Origin of the sequence: Vibrio vulnificus NBRC 15645 = ATCC 27562 (assembly GCF_002224265.1) — a bacterium.
Taxonomy (GTDB): Bacteria; Pseudomonadota; Gammaproteobacteria; order Enterobacterales; family Vibrionaceae; genus Vibrio; species Vibrio vulnificus.
Map to the genome: position 1 here is coordinate 2,717,635 of NZ_CP012881.1, position 14,496 is coordinate 2,732,130.

Below are 14,496 nucleotides of genomic sequence, written 5' to 3' on the forward strand. Positions count from 1 at the left end.
ATTTAAACTGTTCTCAAACAAAAGACATCAAACCCTTTGACATGCAATGCAGTCAAAGGGTTTTGTTTCTCAGCACCCTTGGTTATCGAATGAGAAAAAAAAGACAATTTAGCCGACGCTTTGTGGTTCTTTTCCCTGCGTTAATTTTCTTCACAGTAATGTTTATCACTGTGAAGAATTACTACGATTCGGTAAACCGCAACATTGCTGAAGAATATGACCGTATCAATACAACATTAACGCGTAGCATTAAAATACTGACGGCGCTCGAATACAGCTTTAGCAGCTACACCGATGATGGCTACTCGATTCTCAGTAATCACAATGCCAAAATTGAGAATGGACTTTGTTCTATCTGGCCGATAGACCCTCTATTGCGCGCTGAGGGAAAAGTGCCTGACCAACCCGAGGTTGATATTAATTACATGTTGGTTGGTGTGACTGAGTTATGTGAAGTAAATAGCGGGCTGAATGTGAGAGTCAGTAACAAATCAGGTTTTGCTCCGTCGCTTTCATTTCTACATGACATTGAGCCCTTTATGGTGGGCATTTTGTATCTTGATAAACATGGCTATGCCATTACGTCACCAGACAGTTACGCCGCTTCATTTTCATTGGAGCTATTAGACACGCTCAAAGCGAGACCATTTTGGCAGAAGACGGCAAACTCGCCAGGGAAAGTCACCTTTACTGGGCCAGGATATGATCTCAATTTGGGACGTGTTCAAAATGAAAGCCGTTACTCATTGTCCATCCCCGTTTTTGAGCATAGCGAGCACCAGGGCATGCTAATGATGACGCTTGACAGTCATGTTCTCTTGCAAAACAAAAAACAGCTGGGGGGGCAGATACATCTTGCCAATCTGAACTTCGCTTTGCCCGACAATGCGCTACTTGTCACTAATGTAGAGTTGCCCACCTTGGATGACACGCATGCGCTGTATTATGGGTTTTCTTGGAAGAAAGAACTTCAAAATTTTGTTAGTTATGAACGTTATAGTGTGATTGCGGCGGTGTTCATTTACTTACTTTCTACTTTTACTTTGTTTTTAGTTAACACGCGCACTGAACGTCAATATTTCAAAGAACTTGCTACCAGAGACCCAATGACAGGACTACTCAATCGCCGTGGGATGCAGGCGGTTTGGCGAAACAAAATTTCCAAGAAGAAGATAGCGCTTGCGGTGTTTGATATTGATGATTTTAAGGCGATTAATGATACCTATGGTCATGATGTGGGTGATGAAGCGATCAAATTAGTGGCCAGTTGTATTCGCGATAATATCCGCCAATGCGATGTGGCATCTCGATTTGGTGGTGAAGAATTTGTCATTACCCTTTATGGCGATGAATGCGATGGCATGGAGAAAGTGCTAGCAAGAGTTCGTGAGGCCGTCAATGAACGGTCACCTCAAGTGGTGAGGCACGGTTTTACGATTTCAGCAGGCGTGGTGATACGTGAAATGGGTGCAGGTGACAGCTTTGATGCGTTGTTCAAAGCTGCCGATGATAGTCTCTACCAAGCGAAAACCAGTGGCAAAGACAAAATTGTTTACTGTGCCACCTCGAGCTGTTCACGATAGTGGTGCAAGTGAGCCACTATGGCTTCCACTTGCGTCAAGGTGCGAATATCGCGGAACAGGTCAGCCGCTTGTGGGTACGCTTGGCGCAAATAAGCAAACCACTGCTTGATACGATTTGGGTAATATTTCCCTTTGTCGCCACGCACTTCGTATTGGGTGTATTTGAGCAATAAATCCACCACTTCGTGCCACGGCATCGCACGGTGATTGTGCTTAACGATGTTGCCCAAGTTAGGTACGTTTAATGCGCCACGGCACACCATCAAAGAATCGATGCCAGTGGTTTCAATGCAGGCCTGACCATCGGCATAGTTCCAGATTTCGCCATTGGCAATCAGAGGAATAGTGGAACGTTGGCGGATTTGGTCAATGTAATCCCATTTGATTTCACTCGCTTTATAGCCGCCAGCTTTGGTTCTTGCATGGACGGTTAGTTCATCCGCTTTGCCTTGCTCTACCGCATCGACAATCTCGAAACAATCTTCCGGGTTTTCCCAGCCCAGACGAATTTTGGCAGAAACTGGAATGTGCGAGGGCACTGCATCACGACACGCGTTGACCACTTGATAGATCAGTTCTGGGTGTTGCAGTAGCGCTGCGCCCCCTTTGCTCTGGTTGACCATTTTTGCCGGACAACCGAAGTTCAGATCGATACCATGCGCCCCGAGCTCCGCGGCGCGGATAGCATTTTCGGCCATCCAGTGGGGATCTTGGCCTAACAGCTGCACTTTGACAGGAACACCATTTTTTGTTTTTGACCCTTGTTTCAGTTCTGGGCAGAGGCGATAAAACACATGATCTGGGAGGGGTTGGCTGACAACGCGAACAAACTCAGTGACACAAAAATCGTAGTCATTGATTTCGGTAAGCATCTCTCGCATCAGGTGGTCGAGCACACCTTCCATCGGTCCCAATATTACTCGCATGGTCTATTACTGCCTCTTTAAAAACGAGGCGCGATTGTAGCGACTCACCTTAGCCTTGTCACGATACAGGTTAGGGTAATCGAGCGGAAATCGAGATTAAATGGTCAATTTTACTAGGCATGGGTATATAATCCGTCGAAATTGAAAAAGAAGCCTATTAACGATGCAATATCAATTAATCGAATTAAACGATTCATCATGCCAAGCTACAGCGTGGTTTATTGAAGGTGCCGTACTGGCAGCCAACCTGACGATTCAGCCGACCGATCCTGATACTTGGCTAACCGAGTTGCTCGGGGATGTGTCTGTCGAGCTTCGCGCGGCGGTGACGGAGCAAATTCATAAGCAGCATAATCGGATTTTGCGCAATGAATATTCATTGCTCGAACTGGTGGGCAATGAAAGAGATAACTTGGCTGACTTTGCCGAAGGTTTTATGTCTTTGTGGCCAAGAGTTGAAGAGCAATGGCAATCAGCCACCGTTAATGACGGTACTCAACGCATGATGCAGGCGCTCTTTACCAGCTTTATGTTGGCCATTGATGAAGAGAGCACTCAACAGCAAATGCGTGCTGCCGGAATTGAAGCGCCACCCGCTTTGAGCGATTTCATTGACCAAATGGATCTGATGATTAACGAAGTGGCGCTTGCCGCCGATGAGCTGATGGTTGGCAATAAATCACAAAGTTTGAATCCTTTCAAAGGAGTAGGGCGAAACGACCTTTGTCCTTGTCAAAGTGGCAAAAAATTCAAACTGTGTTGTGGCCAATAATCAAAGCGCGACAAACAAAACAGCCGACTCTGAATGAGTCGGCTGTTTTTTTACCTGCAGTTCCAAGTTTTCGTTGGGACTATTTTGATTTGAAAAACTGAGCAATAACGATAAACGCGAGCGCTACTAGGTTACCAGCAAAGATAATCACCAACCATTGTGGCATCGAAAGCGTCATGAACTGCCAGACGATTTTGCTACAGTCGCCATAGGCTTCAAACATCCAAGGCACCCATTGATTCAATGGAGCCCAATCTGGGAAGGTGACAAACAGATCACAAGTAGCAAAAGGCGACGGATTAAACTGGTAATCAACGTGTTGTAATGACAACGCCAACCCTTTGTAAGCACTAGCTCCCCAAGCTGCCAAACCTAACCAACGAACAAGTGGGTTATTGGGGGCAATCAGGCCAAAGAGTGCAGCGCCACCTACGCCAAGCATCGCCACGCGCTCATAAATACACATCACACAGGGTGACAGCATCATCACATGCTGAAAGAACAGCGCCGCTCCTTCAAAAAAGACCACGAAGAGTAGCAATAGCAGCCATGAGATTCTGTTTTTTGAAAACTGATTGAGTGATGCAAATAAATTCACTTCTAAAATCCTTTGTATGTTCAATAAAAAAGCTCTGAATACTCAGAGCTTTTTATCTCGGATAAGTTTCTTTAGCAAACTAAAAATTTAATGTCCGCCGGAAATTGCTTGAGTTGCTTCACCCACATGATGAGCAATCCAACCTGCGTCGTAAAACCAAGTTGTCATAGGTTCAAGTAAGAACACGATGCCGAACAAGCCAACCAGAGCCAGTACAATCGTGTATGGCAGAGCCATGACAACCATTTTGCCGTAAGACAGACGAATCAATGGTGCGAGTGCTGAAGTCAACAAAAATAGGAACGCCGCTTGACCGTTCGGTGTTGCTACTGATGGCAAGTTAGTTCCTGTGTTGATCGCCACGGCCAGTAAATCAAACTGGTCACGTGTAATTATGCCTTCTACTAGCGCAGTTTTGACTTCGTTGATGTAAACCGTACCGACGAACACGTTGTCAGACACCATCGAAAGCAAACCGTTTGCCACGTAGAACATCGCCAACTGCGTGCCCTTGTCTTCCACCGCGAGAACCGCATCGATAACAGGCTTAAACAACTCTTGGTCGATGATTACCGCCACAATAGAGAAGAAAACCGCAAGAAGTGCCGTAAATGGCAGTGCTTCTTCAAACGCTTTACCTAGTGAGTGTTCTTCAATCACACCAGTGAAGGCAGTGGCTAGGATGATGACGGACAAACCAATCAAACCTACCGCGGCCAAGTGCAGTGCAAGGCCGACAATAAGCCATACGGCGATAAGACCTTGAATCCAAAGTTTGGCCACATCTTGGTTGGTACGTGCTTTGCGCTCTTCTTTGTCGAATTCGACAAGGATATGACGAACGTTATCTGGTAGTTCAGCGCCGTAGCCAAACACCTTAAGTTTTTCGACCGCAAAACAGGTGAGCAAACCACAGATGAAAACAGGAAGCGTAACTGGAGCCATGCGAATCAAAAACTCACCAAACAGCCAACTTGCTTGGTCTGCAATGATCAAGTTTTGAGGTTCACCTACCATGGTCGTCACGCCACCGAGCGCAGTACCAACACCTGCATGCATGAGCAGAGAGCGCAAAAATGCGCGGTAGTTTTCTAAGTCGTCACGAGTCAGCTCGGCAAGATGATCATCTTGCGTATGGTCGTGATCGGAACTGACGCCCTTACCCGATGCCACTTTGTGGTAGATCGAATAGAAACCCACAGCAACGCTGATAACAACGGCGATAACAGTCAGTGCGTCTAAGAAAGCGGAAAGAAAGGCCGCGGCAAAACAAAACGCTAAGGACAAAATCGCTTTAGAGCGAATGCCAAGCAATATCTTGGTGAAAATGAAGAGTAGCAACTGCTTCATGAAGTAGATGCCAGCGACCATAAAGACCAGTAACAACAACACTTCGATATTGGCGACGAGCTCATGCTTAACCTGTTCAGGGCTAGTCATGCCAATCGCGATGGCTTCAATGGCTAATAAACCACCAGGTTGAAGAGGATAACATTTGAGCGCCATTGCCAACGTGAAAATAAATTCCACGACGAGTAGCCAGCCTGCTACAAATGGGTCAACGAAGAAGAAAACAATCGGGTTAATGATTAAAAAAGAAATGATGGCAACTTTATACCAATCAGGCGCTTTACCAAGAAAATTCTTAATAAAAGCGTTTCCGAGCGACATCGGCATGATAATTCTCTTATTAACTTATATATGAATAGACACTACAACATAGTGCTTAAGCCTATGCTTTAAAGAAGAAATATCTATCTTTATAAACAATAACTTAGAAAAACAACAATCCTTGTTAAAATGTAGTCTTGCCAAGTTACTTCCCTTGAACTTAAGCACCGCTCTTATTTTCGCCCGCAACTCTACTCTCAAGTAACATTTAGTCAACAGGAAATCCCAATCCTGTCTTCATTTGCTGACTTAATTTCGCAAAACGCGATCGAAGTAGCACAAGTATATCATGTAAACTATGCAAAAGTTCGCTTATCATCATAATTTACGTTCAAAGCATAAAAAAGTTAAATTAAGAAGGAGTATTAACCGATTAACTCAATTTTAATTTGCAATTTATGAATTTAAAAATGTGACCCAGTACCCTTTATTTATTCTGGCTTTGTGCATGGCCTTGCGGCCATAAAATGTATTTTTTGACGACTTGCAGATTCGGAAAAGGCATTTTTTATCCAATTTAACTTAGAGTGTTTACTCTATATTGCAATTTGGTTGCATTTCGTGATAGTAAATTTTCCGCAAATGAAGAAGTAGTGGTATGATGAGTGCCATTCGACCCAAAACAAATATTGGAATAACAAATATAATGGTCATTAAGGCAAAGAGCCCTGCGGGATTTGCAGAGAAATACATTATCGAAAGCATCTGGAATGGGCGTTTCCCTCCAGGTTCCATTTTACCTGCTGAGCGTGAGCTGTCTGAACTGATTGGTGTTACGCGCACCACACTACGTGAGGTTTTACAAAGACTTGCTCGTGATGGTTGGTTGACGATCCAACATGGTAAGCCAACCAAAGTGAACCAGTTTATGGAAACCTCGGGTTTGCATATCCTCGATACACTCATGACGCTAGACGTTGATAACGCAACAAATATTGTGGAAGATTTGCTTGCAGCACGTACAAACATCAGTCCGATATTCATGCGTTATGCTTTTAAAGTGAATAAAGAAAACTCTGAGCGTACGATCAAAACCGTTATTGATTCATGTGAGCAATTGGTTGCCGCTGAATCTTGGGATGCATTTTTGTCATCGTCTCCTTATGCCGACAAAATTCAGCAAAATGTAAAAGAAGACAATGAGAAAGATGAAGCGAAACGCCAAGAAATCTTGATTGCGAAGACCTTCAACTTCTACGACTACATGCTGTTCCAGCGTTTGGCCTTCCATTCAGGAAATCAAATTTATGGTTTGATTTTTAATGGTTTGAAGAAGCTCTATGATCGTGTCGGTAGTTTTTACTTCTCTAATCCAGCGTCTCGTGAATTGGCCCTCAAGTTTTATCGCCAACTGCTGTTGACGTGTGAGTCAGGACAGCGTGAACAGTTACCAGCGTTGATTCGTCAATACGGTATTGAGAGTGCGATGATTTGGAACGAGATGAAAAAGCAGCTTCCAACGAATTTCACAGAAGACGACTGTTAAGTATTGACGTTGTTAATCGAAAACCGCCAGCCTGGCGGTTTTTTTATACCTGACTGTTGCACTCAAGCATTGTTGTTATAATATAACAAAACTCATTTGTGATCCGATGATTGAAAATTGGAGTATCAACCCCCATAGTTGCAATACAGATGAGAAAACATCATGTACAAAAGAGTCGTTAGATTAGACGTAACCAATCAAGTGAGTAGAGATATGGCGGAAGTTCGAGCCAGAGTCGATTTTAAAGTCGGTGCAAAAAGTAATATTGATGCGGAAATTCTTTCATTTCGTGGTTTGAAGACCGACAAAGAGCATGTGGCAGTCATCTTTAAATCGGCAGACGTGACTCAAGAAGTCCCCCTAGTCCGAATGCATTCTGAATGCCTCACTGGGGATGTGTTCCATTCGTCTCGCTGTGACTGTGGCGAGCAGTTGGAAGAGACAATCAATCGTATGGGTGAGTCTGGCGGTATTATTCTTTATCTTCGCCAAGAAGGTCGCGGAATCGGCCTTTACAACAAAATCGATGCTTACCGTTTGCAAAGCGAAGGGATGAATACTTATGAGGCCAATAACCATCTTGGCTTTGATGACGATCTTCGTGACTTTACGGAAGCGGCACAAATGCTTGAGGCGCTGGGCATCAAACAGATTCGATTAGTGACCAACAACCCTAAGAAGATTCGCGAACTAAGTGAGTACGGAATAGAGATTGTTGAAGTGGTCAATACCTCTGCTCACATCAAAGAAGGCAATGAAAGCTACTTAAAGGCGAAAGTCTCTCATGGTAAGCACCATTTAAAAGTGTAATGCGAAGTTGCTTAGCAATAATTGATAAAAAGCTCCACAGTTGTGGAGCTTTTTTTGTTTGTCACTTGCAAAAAAAATGTAACTTTGTATTATCTGGCGACTAAAGGTGCAAATAAGAATAATTAGCACTACGAATAACAAGTAAGAAATGCTCAACAAGGATGCTTCAGATGAATGCAAAAACTCTATTAGTCCAATCTTTAGCAGTGACAACACTGTTTGCCAGTGGTCAACTGCTTGCCGCGAATGTTACCAATCAGCAAGTTGTCGAGCATTATGCTGACGTTGCCCACGCTGTTTTTGCGGATTCATTGACAACCGCACAGCAACTTGAAAAGAAAGTTGAACAGTTTTTGTCTGCGCCTTCAGCGGCAAAGTTAGAAGAGGTTAAGCAGGCGTGGCTAGATGCTCGAGTGCCTTATCAACAATCTGAAGTGTTCCGTTTCGGTAATGCCGTTGTGGATGATTGGGAAGGGCAGTTGAATGCTTGGCCATTAGACGAAGGTTTGATCGATTATGTTTCAACCGACTACCAATATGAGCTGGGTAACGAAGGGGCGAAAGCCAATATCGTTGCGAACACAACACTGAAAATCGGCGCGTCGCAACTGGATGTTTCCGTTATTACACCTGAGTTGATCGCAGAGCTCAACGAAGTCGGTGGCTCTGAAGCTAACGTGGCTTCTGGCTATCACGCCATTGAGTTTTTACTTTGGGGTCAAGACCTTAACGGTACAAATGCCGGTGCTGGCCAACGCGCTTACACGGATTTTGTTGTGGGTTCGCAATGCACTAATGATCACTGTGACCGCCGTGGTGCCTATCTAAAAGCGGCGGCTCAGCTCCTCGTAACGGATCTTGAGTGGATGGAAAAACAATGGTCGGCGCAAGAGAAAGGTAACTACCGTCAAGAGTTGCTTGCACAGTCGGCTGAAAATGGTTTGCGTAAAATGCTGTTTGGTATGGGCTCGCTTTCGCTTGGTGAATTGGCCGGTGAGCGTATGAAAGTGGCACTAGAAGCGAACTCGACAGAGGATGAGCACGATTGTTTCTCGGACAACACTCATAACTCACACTACTACAACGAGCAAGGTATCTACAACGTTTATACCGGTATCTACAAACGTGTTGATGGCTCACTGCTTACAGGGCCGAGCCTACATGATTTGGTGGCGCAACAAGATAAAAATGCAGCCAAAGAGATCCAAGCACAGTTTGATACCACTCGTGCGCAAGTAGGCAAGTTAGTCACATCAGCGGAAAAGCAAAATCAACATTTTGACCAACTGATCGCAGCGGGCAATGCGCAAGGCAATGCGCTAGTGAACGAAACCATCATGTCATTGGTGGCGCAAACCTCAGCGATCGAACGTGCAGCGAAGATTGTTGGTATCGACAGTCTGAATCCAGACACTGCGGATCACGAATTCTAATAATTATTATCATATTTAGAGGGCTCATTAGAGCCCTTTTGCTGTTTATGCAGTTTAGTAGGAAGCAATTCAATGAAGCCGTACTTGCTCAGCACTCTCATCGTGCTCTCTTCAACCGCATTTGCCAACGATCTTAAATCTGGTGGTGACACCAGCGTTAAGAAAGAGGGGCCAAATGCGTTTTCACTACCTGCAGCCAATCTTCCAATGAGCAAAAGATTGGACTTTAGTGTAGGCAACAGTTTTTTTCGTAACCCTTGGGTCTCTGCGCCGGCATCAACGGATGCGCGTGATGGCCTTGGTCCACTGTTTAACACGAATGGTTGTCAAAACTGCCACATTAAAGATGGCCGAGGGCATCCTCCTGAAAAAGGGGATAGTCATGCCGTATCAATGCTGGTGCGCTTGAGTATTCCAGCACTCACGGCGGAGCAGAAAAAAGCGGTGATCACCAGTGGTGTTATTCCTGAACCCACTTATGGTGGTCAGTTGCAAGATTTTGCTCTTCAAGACCAAAAACCGGAAGGGCAAATCAGCATCCGTTACAGCGATGTACCTGTCACATTCAGCGATGGGACGACGGTGGTGTTGCGTAAGCCTGCGGTTGAGATCCGTGATCTGGCTAATGGAGAGATGCATCCACAAACCTTGCTTTCTGCTCGTGTCGCACCTCCGATGATCGGTCTTGGTCTGCTTGAATCGATAGCCGAAGAAACCCTGTTGCAGTGGGCTGATGAAGACGACCGCAATCAAGACGGCATCTCAGGAAAACTCAATAAAGTGTGGGATGTGCAAACTCAATCCCTCGCAATTGGTCGTTTTGGTTGGAAAGCGGGTCAACCCACCTTAATGCAACAAAACGCGGCGGCGTTTAATGGCGATCTTGGCTTAACCAGTCATCTCTTCCCACAAGAAAACTGCACCGATAGACAAGATCTTTGTCGTAAGTTGCCCAATGGTGGCTCGCCTGAGGTGAGTGACAACATTTTGGATTTTGTTGAGTTCTATTCTCAGCATTTAGCGGTGCCGATTCGTCGCAACGTGAATGATCCGCAAGTGAAATTCGGCGAGACGCTGTTCGTACAATCTGGTTGTGAGAGTTGCCATAAGCAGACGGTGAAAACAGCCAAACGTGAGGCATTACCTGCATTGTCAGAACAAACCATTCATCCCTATACTGATTTATTGTTGCACGATATGGGACCAGGTTTGGCGGACAATCGACCAGAATACCTAGCCAATGGTCAAGAGTGGCGAACGCCACCGTTGTGGGGCATTGGTTATACGCAAGAAGTGAATGATCACACTTATTTTTTACACGATGGAAGAGCACGAAATCTGATGGAAGCGGTGCTTTGGCATGGTGGTGAAGCTGAAGCGGCCAAGCAAAAGGTGTTGAAGATGTCAGCAAAAGAGCGCAATGCGTTGATCGCTTTCCTCAATTCACTATAGGGAGTGGCAATGAAGATCATACAAATTTCACTTGCAATGAGCGCGGCGCTGCTCTTTGTCGGTTGCCAATCAACAGCAGACTCGCTCAAGGTTTCACAACATCGTAGCGACGCGGTTTTCCATATCGAACGAGCGGCAGCAGCCACTTTGGCTCAAGAGACCACAGAACTTGTTAGCGCGTTTGTGCATTACTGCCAGTCGCCAGAGGCGGGCATGGACATCGTCAAGAAACAGTGGCACCGCAGTATGTTGAGCTGGATGGCGTTGCAAGGTCAAGAGCGCGGACCTGCAGCGGCGCTTGAGCAAAGCTGGAACGTACAATTTTGGCCAGATAAAAAGAACACCACCGGACGCAAAATGTCCGCATTGATTCAGCAGAACAAAACATGGAAAGTAGATGACATCGCGGCACAAAGCGTGACGGTTCAAGGGCTGGGTGCGATTGAATGGCTACTTTATGATGAAAGTTCAGATCTCAGCCGAAATGCTCAAACTTGCCAAACTGGGGTCGCGATTAGCCGTCATCTCAATCAAAACACGCAACGTATTTCGGATGCCTGGTCAAGTAATCCTTGGGCATCACTCAATGAACAAGAGTGGCACTCAGAGTACATTTCACTGCTGTCAAACCAATTGGAATATGCGATGAAAAAGCTGAGCCGTCCGTTAGCCAATATTGGTCAACCTCGCCCTTATTTTTCAGAATCATGGCGCTCTCAAACCTCGCTTTCCAATCTAAAAGCGAACGTGGAAGCACTGAAAGCGCTGTATTTGGCCAACGGAGAGGGGCTAGACGCTACATTGAGGGGAATGGATAAAGTAGAGTTGGCAGATCGAGTGGTGAATCAGTTTGATGTGACTCTAGCGACTTGGCCTGAGCAAACGAGCTTATTTGCAGCGTTGCAAGACAAAGAAGGCTATCGAATGGCGTTGACTCAGTTACGTAAATTGGAACAGTTAAAGTACCTCATCCACGACGAAGTGGCGGTCGAGTTAGGTGTCGTCATAGGATTCAATGCAACCGATGGTGACTAACGAGCAACGACGAACCTTATTAAAAGCTGCACTGTTTGGTGTGAGTGCGCCGCTCCTGCCTTTTGGCTGTGCATCAACCAGTAAAGATGCGAGACAAGCTGAACCCGCATTGGTGGGATGCGCGATTCGTGGACGTCACCAATATACAGCGGTAGTGGCTGATCAATATGGCCGACCACTACAGCAGTTGCCGCTTCCTGAACGTGGCCATGGTGTCGCCACCAATGCACATGGTCATGCGACGGTATTTGCACGTCGTCCGGGTAGTTTCTTCATGGTGTTTGACTATCACTCGGGAGAAACCATCCATCTGCAAAGTGCTCATCCCGAAAGGCATTTTTATGGCCACGGCGTCTACTCCCATGCAGGGGATTACCTCTTTGCCACCGAGGGAGAGCGCAGTACAAGCCGAGGTATTATCGGTGTGTACGATGTTGGCGACCGTTATAAAAAAGTCGCGGAGCTCAGCGGATTTGGCATTGGCCCTCATGAAGTGATCATGATGCCTGATGGTGTATTGGCAATTGGTGTTGGCGGCGTTCATACCCTTGGTCGCGCGCCATTAAATTTGGACACCATGCGGCCATCGTTAAGTTACCTCTCACAACAAGGGAAACTGTTGGAGCAAGTTGCTTTATCGGATCCTAAGTTAAGCATTCGGCATCTCGCTCACGATGGTGCGGAAACGGTGTTATGTGGTCAGCAGTATCGAGGTGAGCCGGATGAGTATCCATCGCTGTTGGCGATGCACACTCGTGGAGGAGAGATGATTCCATTGCGTGCTGAACCAGAGCAGTGGGCTCGTTTTAATCATTACATCGCCAGCATTGCGGCAACATCCGATTGGATTTTGGCCACCTCACCGCCGGGCAACTGCTATGGTATCTGGTCTAAAGCCACTGGAGAATTGGTGGAGTTAGCCGCACTGCCTGATGCCTCAGGCGTGGTGGTTTACCAAGATCAGTTTCGCGTGAACTCTGGGGCTGGAAAAGTGATCACCACATCGGTCCAGATGGGCAGTGCTGAGATTCAATCGAATATTCAATGGGATAATCACTGGTCAAAATTATTGTGAGTGACTTCGCTTAAAATCACACCTCTGTTCTTTGGGAAATTTGCCATACTTACTGAGTGGATTGAGTTCTCAAGGAGCAGAGATGCGGTGGCAACGAGTGTTACTTATGATAGGCATTTTCTTCTCTAGTCCTTCTTGGTCACTGAGTGGATTGGAAGAGAAGCAGTGGTTGGATGGAAACTCTGCCGTGTTTGCCTATGTTCAGTTTCCTGAGTATGTTGAGCGCTTGTATCAAGGCAATCATCATCGACTCATTTGGTCTGACAATGAAGCGACCTCGCAACTTGAGTTCCAACTAGAACTGATCAAAACCGCATCTGTTAGCCCCTATTTTGACCACCAAATTAGTAAACTGAGACGCTATAAAAACGAGCAAAAGTGGTTTGAGTATGACATTGTTGCCACCGACCTGTTGCTTTCCTACATCAGCTATTTGGAAAAACTTCCCCAACATGGCAAAGAGTGGCTCTTTACGCAGCCGTTAAGCCAAAGTTTGCCCGCGCCGTCCTATTCATCAATGAATCGTTTATCTGCAGATATTCAGGCTGGGTATTTGGCAACGTTTGTTCGCTCATTGCGTTCGCCGTTACAGCGCCATCAGCAGTTTGCCAATCGTTATAGTCGTTTACTAAAGGCGCGAGATCACGCCGTGCCGCTTTTTCATCAGGTGGGTTTATTGAAGCTGGGGGATAAACTGCCCGATAGAGCCAATTTGATCAAACGTTTAGAAGTGGTGGGTCTTGAAACCAGCCATTTGAAGCGGGATATCAAATACTACGACACGCAGCTTGAACTGGCGGTGAAACAATTTCAAAAAATGCATGGGCTGACGCAAGACGGTGTTGTCGGGCCTATTACCTTAAAATGGCTTAACATGACTCCCGCTCAGCGGCTGCACTCGATGGCGTTAAACTCTGAGCGTTCGAGACTTTGGCCAGAAGAACGAGATCTGCTGGTTTTGGTCAATGTGCCAGGCTATGAGATGAAGTTTTGGTATAAGGGCGAGGAGATCTTTGAATCCAAAGTGGTGGTTGGCAGAAAGAGCCGAAAAACGCCGATTATGGTGGGCAAGATGGATGGGGTGGTGCTGAATCCCGTATGGAACGTGCCAAAAACCATTATGGTCAAAGATATTTTGCCGAAAGTGAAATATGACCAAAGCTTCTTAACCAAACAAAATATTGAAATTATTGAAGGGTGGGACTCGCAAACCGCGGTGAATCCACAAACCATTGATTGGACAAAGGTGTCACTCAAATCTTTCCCATACAAAATGCGTCAACTGGCCGGAGATAAAAACGCGCTAGGGCTGTACAAATTCAATATTCCCAACAAGCGTGCGATCTTTTTGCACGACACTCCGTCAAAAAGTTTGTTCCAAGAAGACAGCCGAGCGTTCAGCTCTGGGTGTGTGCGGGTTCAAAATGCCGATCAGTTTGCGCTGCAATTGCTGAAAACCCAAGGGTTGGAGGAGGAGCTCTCTAATTTAGCCACTCGGCAAGAGGCCAACACTATGATCCCCCTCAGGCGTCGGATTCCGGTGCATATCATCTATCAGACAGTGTGGTTTGAAGGGGAAGAGCTGAACTACCGCGATGATATCTATCAGTACGATCTCGTGGATGATCACAAAGGCTGAAAATTGAACAAAAATT

12 protein-coding genes are annotated in these 14,496 nt (G+C 45.9%); 9 read left to right on the top strand and 3 right to left on the bottom strand.

Annotation, left to right across the window (positions count from 1 at the left end; all coding sequences use genetic code 11):
* The first annotated feature begins 89 nt into the window (after positions 1–89).
* Positions 90–1,583, top strand: a complete 1,494-nt coding sequence (locus AOT11_RS12550; protein WP_026050637.1) for a GGDEF domain-containing protein — start codon at positions 90–92, stop codon at positions 1,581–1,583.
* Here the strand turns inward: AOT11_RS12550 and dusC are convergent.
* Complete coding sequence (dusC, locus tag AOT11_RS12555) at positions 1,553–2,509, bottom strand: tRNA dihydrouridine(16) synthase DusC (RefSeq protein ID WP_017421917.1); 957 nt, start codon at positions 2,507–2,509, stop codon at positions 1,553–1,555. The two genes, AOT11_RS12550 and dusC, sit on opposite strands and share 31 nt — an antisense overlap.
* 163 nt (positions 2,510–2,672) lie before the next feature.
* On the opposite strand from dusC, the gene AOT11_RS12560 reads away from it, so the two are divergent.
* Positions 2,673–3,281: an SEC-C metal-binding domain-containing protein gene (locus AOT11_RS12560; RefSeq protein WP_017421916.1), complete on the top strand. Its 609-nt coding sequence runs from the start codon at positions 2,673–2,675 to the stop codon at positions 3,279–3,281.
* Positions 3,282–3,360: 79 nt separating this feature from the next.
* Here AOT11_RS12560 and dsbB read toward each other — a convergent pair whose 3' ends face one another.
* Together dsbB and nhaB are read right to left on the bottom strand one after the other, a co-directional pair.
* Positions 3,361–3,879, bottom strand: coding sequence for a disulfide bond formation protein DsbB (gene dsbB, locus AOT11_RS12565; protein ID WP_017421915.1), 519 nt, complete (start codon positions 3,877–3,879; stop codon positions 3,361–3,363).
* A gap of 87 nt (positions 3,880–3,966) precedes the next feature.
* Positions 3,967–5,556, bottom strand: coding sequence for a Na(+)/H(+) antiporter NhaB (gene nhaB, locus AOT11_RS12570; RefSeq protein ID WP_017421914.1), 1,590 nt, complete (start codon positions 5,554–5,556; stop codon positions 3,967–3,969).
* 640 nt (positions 5,557–6,196) lie between these two features.
* Here nhaB and fadR point away from each other — a divergent pair.
* The 7 genes from fadR (at position 6,197) to AOT11_RS12605 (ending at position 14,480) form a co-directional block, all read left to right on the top strand.
* Positions 6,197–7,036 carry a fatty acid metabolism transcriptional regulator FadR gene (gene fadR, locus AOT11_RS12575; protein ID WP_011080105.1) on the top strand — a complete coding sequence of 280 codons (840 nt, stop codon included), beginning with the start codon at positions 6,197–6,199 and terminating at the stop codon, positions 7,034–7,036.
* Positions 7,037–7,249: 213 nt separating this feature from the next.
* Complete coding sequence (ribA, locus tag AOT11_RS12580; protein WP_011080106.1) at positions 7,250–7,846, top strand: GTP cyclohydrolase II; 597 nt, start codon at positions 7,250–7,252, stop codon at positions 7,844–7,846.
* Between the two features lie 170 nt (positions 7,847–8,016).
* A complete protein-coding gene (locus tag AOT11_RS12585; protein WP_026050638.1) occupies positions 8,017–9,279 on the top strand; it encodes an imelysin family protein in 1,263 nt (420 codons plus the stop codon).
* Positions 9,280–9,351: 72 nt separating this feature from the next.
* A complete protein-coding gene (locus AOT11_RS12590) occupies positions 9,352–10,731 on the top strand; it encodes a di-heme oxidoreductase family protein (protein ID WP_017421911.1) in 1,380 nt (459 codons plus the stop codon).
* A 9-nt stretch (positions 10,732–10,740) separates the two neighbouring features.
* The gene (locus AOT11_RS12595; RefSeq protein ID WP_026050639.1) at positions 10,741–11,766 is read left to right on the top strand and encodes an imelysin family protein; all 1,026 of its coding nucleotides are present in this window, start codon (positions 10,741–10,743) and stop codon (positions 11,764–11,766) included.
* The gene (locus AOT11_RS12600) at positions 11,747–12,841 is read left to right on the top strand and encodes a DUF1513 domain-containing protein (RefSeq protein ID WP_017421909.1); all 1,095 of its coding nucleotides are present in this window, start codon (positions 11,747–11,749) and stop codon (positions 12,839–12,841) included. Before AOT11_RS12595 ends, AOT11_RS12600 begins: the two co-directional genes overlap by 20 nt.
* An 82-nt stretch (positions 12,842–12,923) precedes the next feature.
* Positions 12,924–14,480 (top strand): L,D-transpeptidase family protein, encoded by a 1,557-nt coding sequence (locus tag AOT11_RS12605; RefSeq protein ID WP_038941635.1) that lies wholly within the window; start codon positions 12,924–12,926, stop codon positions 14,478–14,480.
* Positions 14,481–14,496 lie beyond the last annotated feature (16 nt).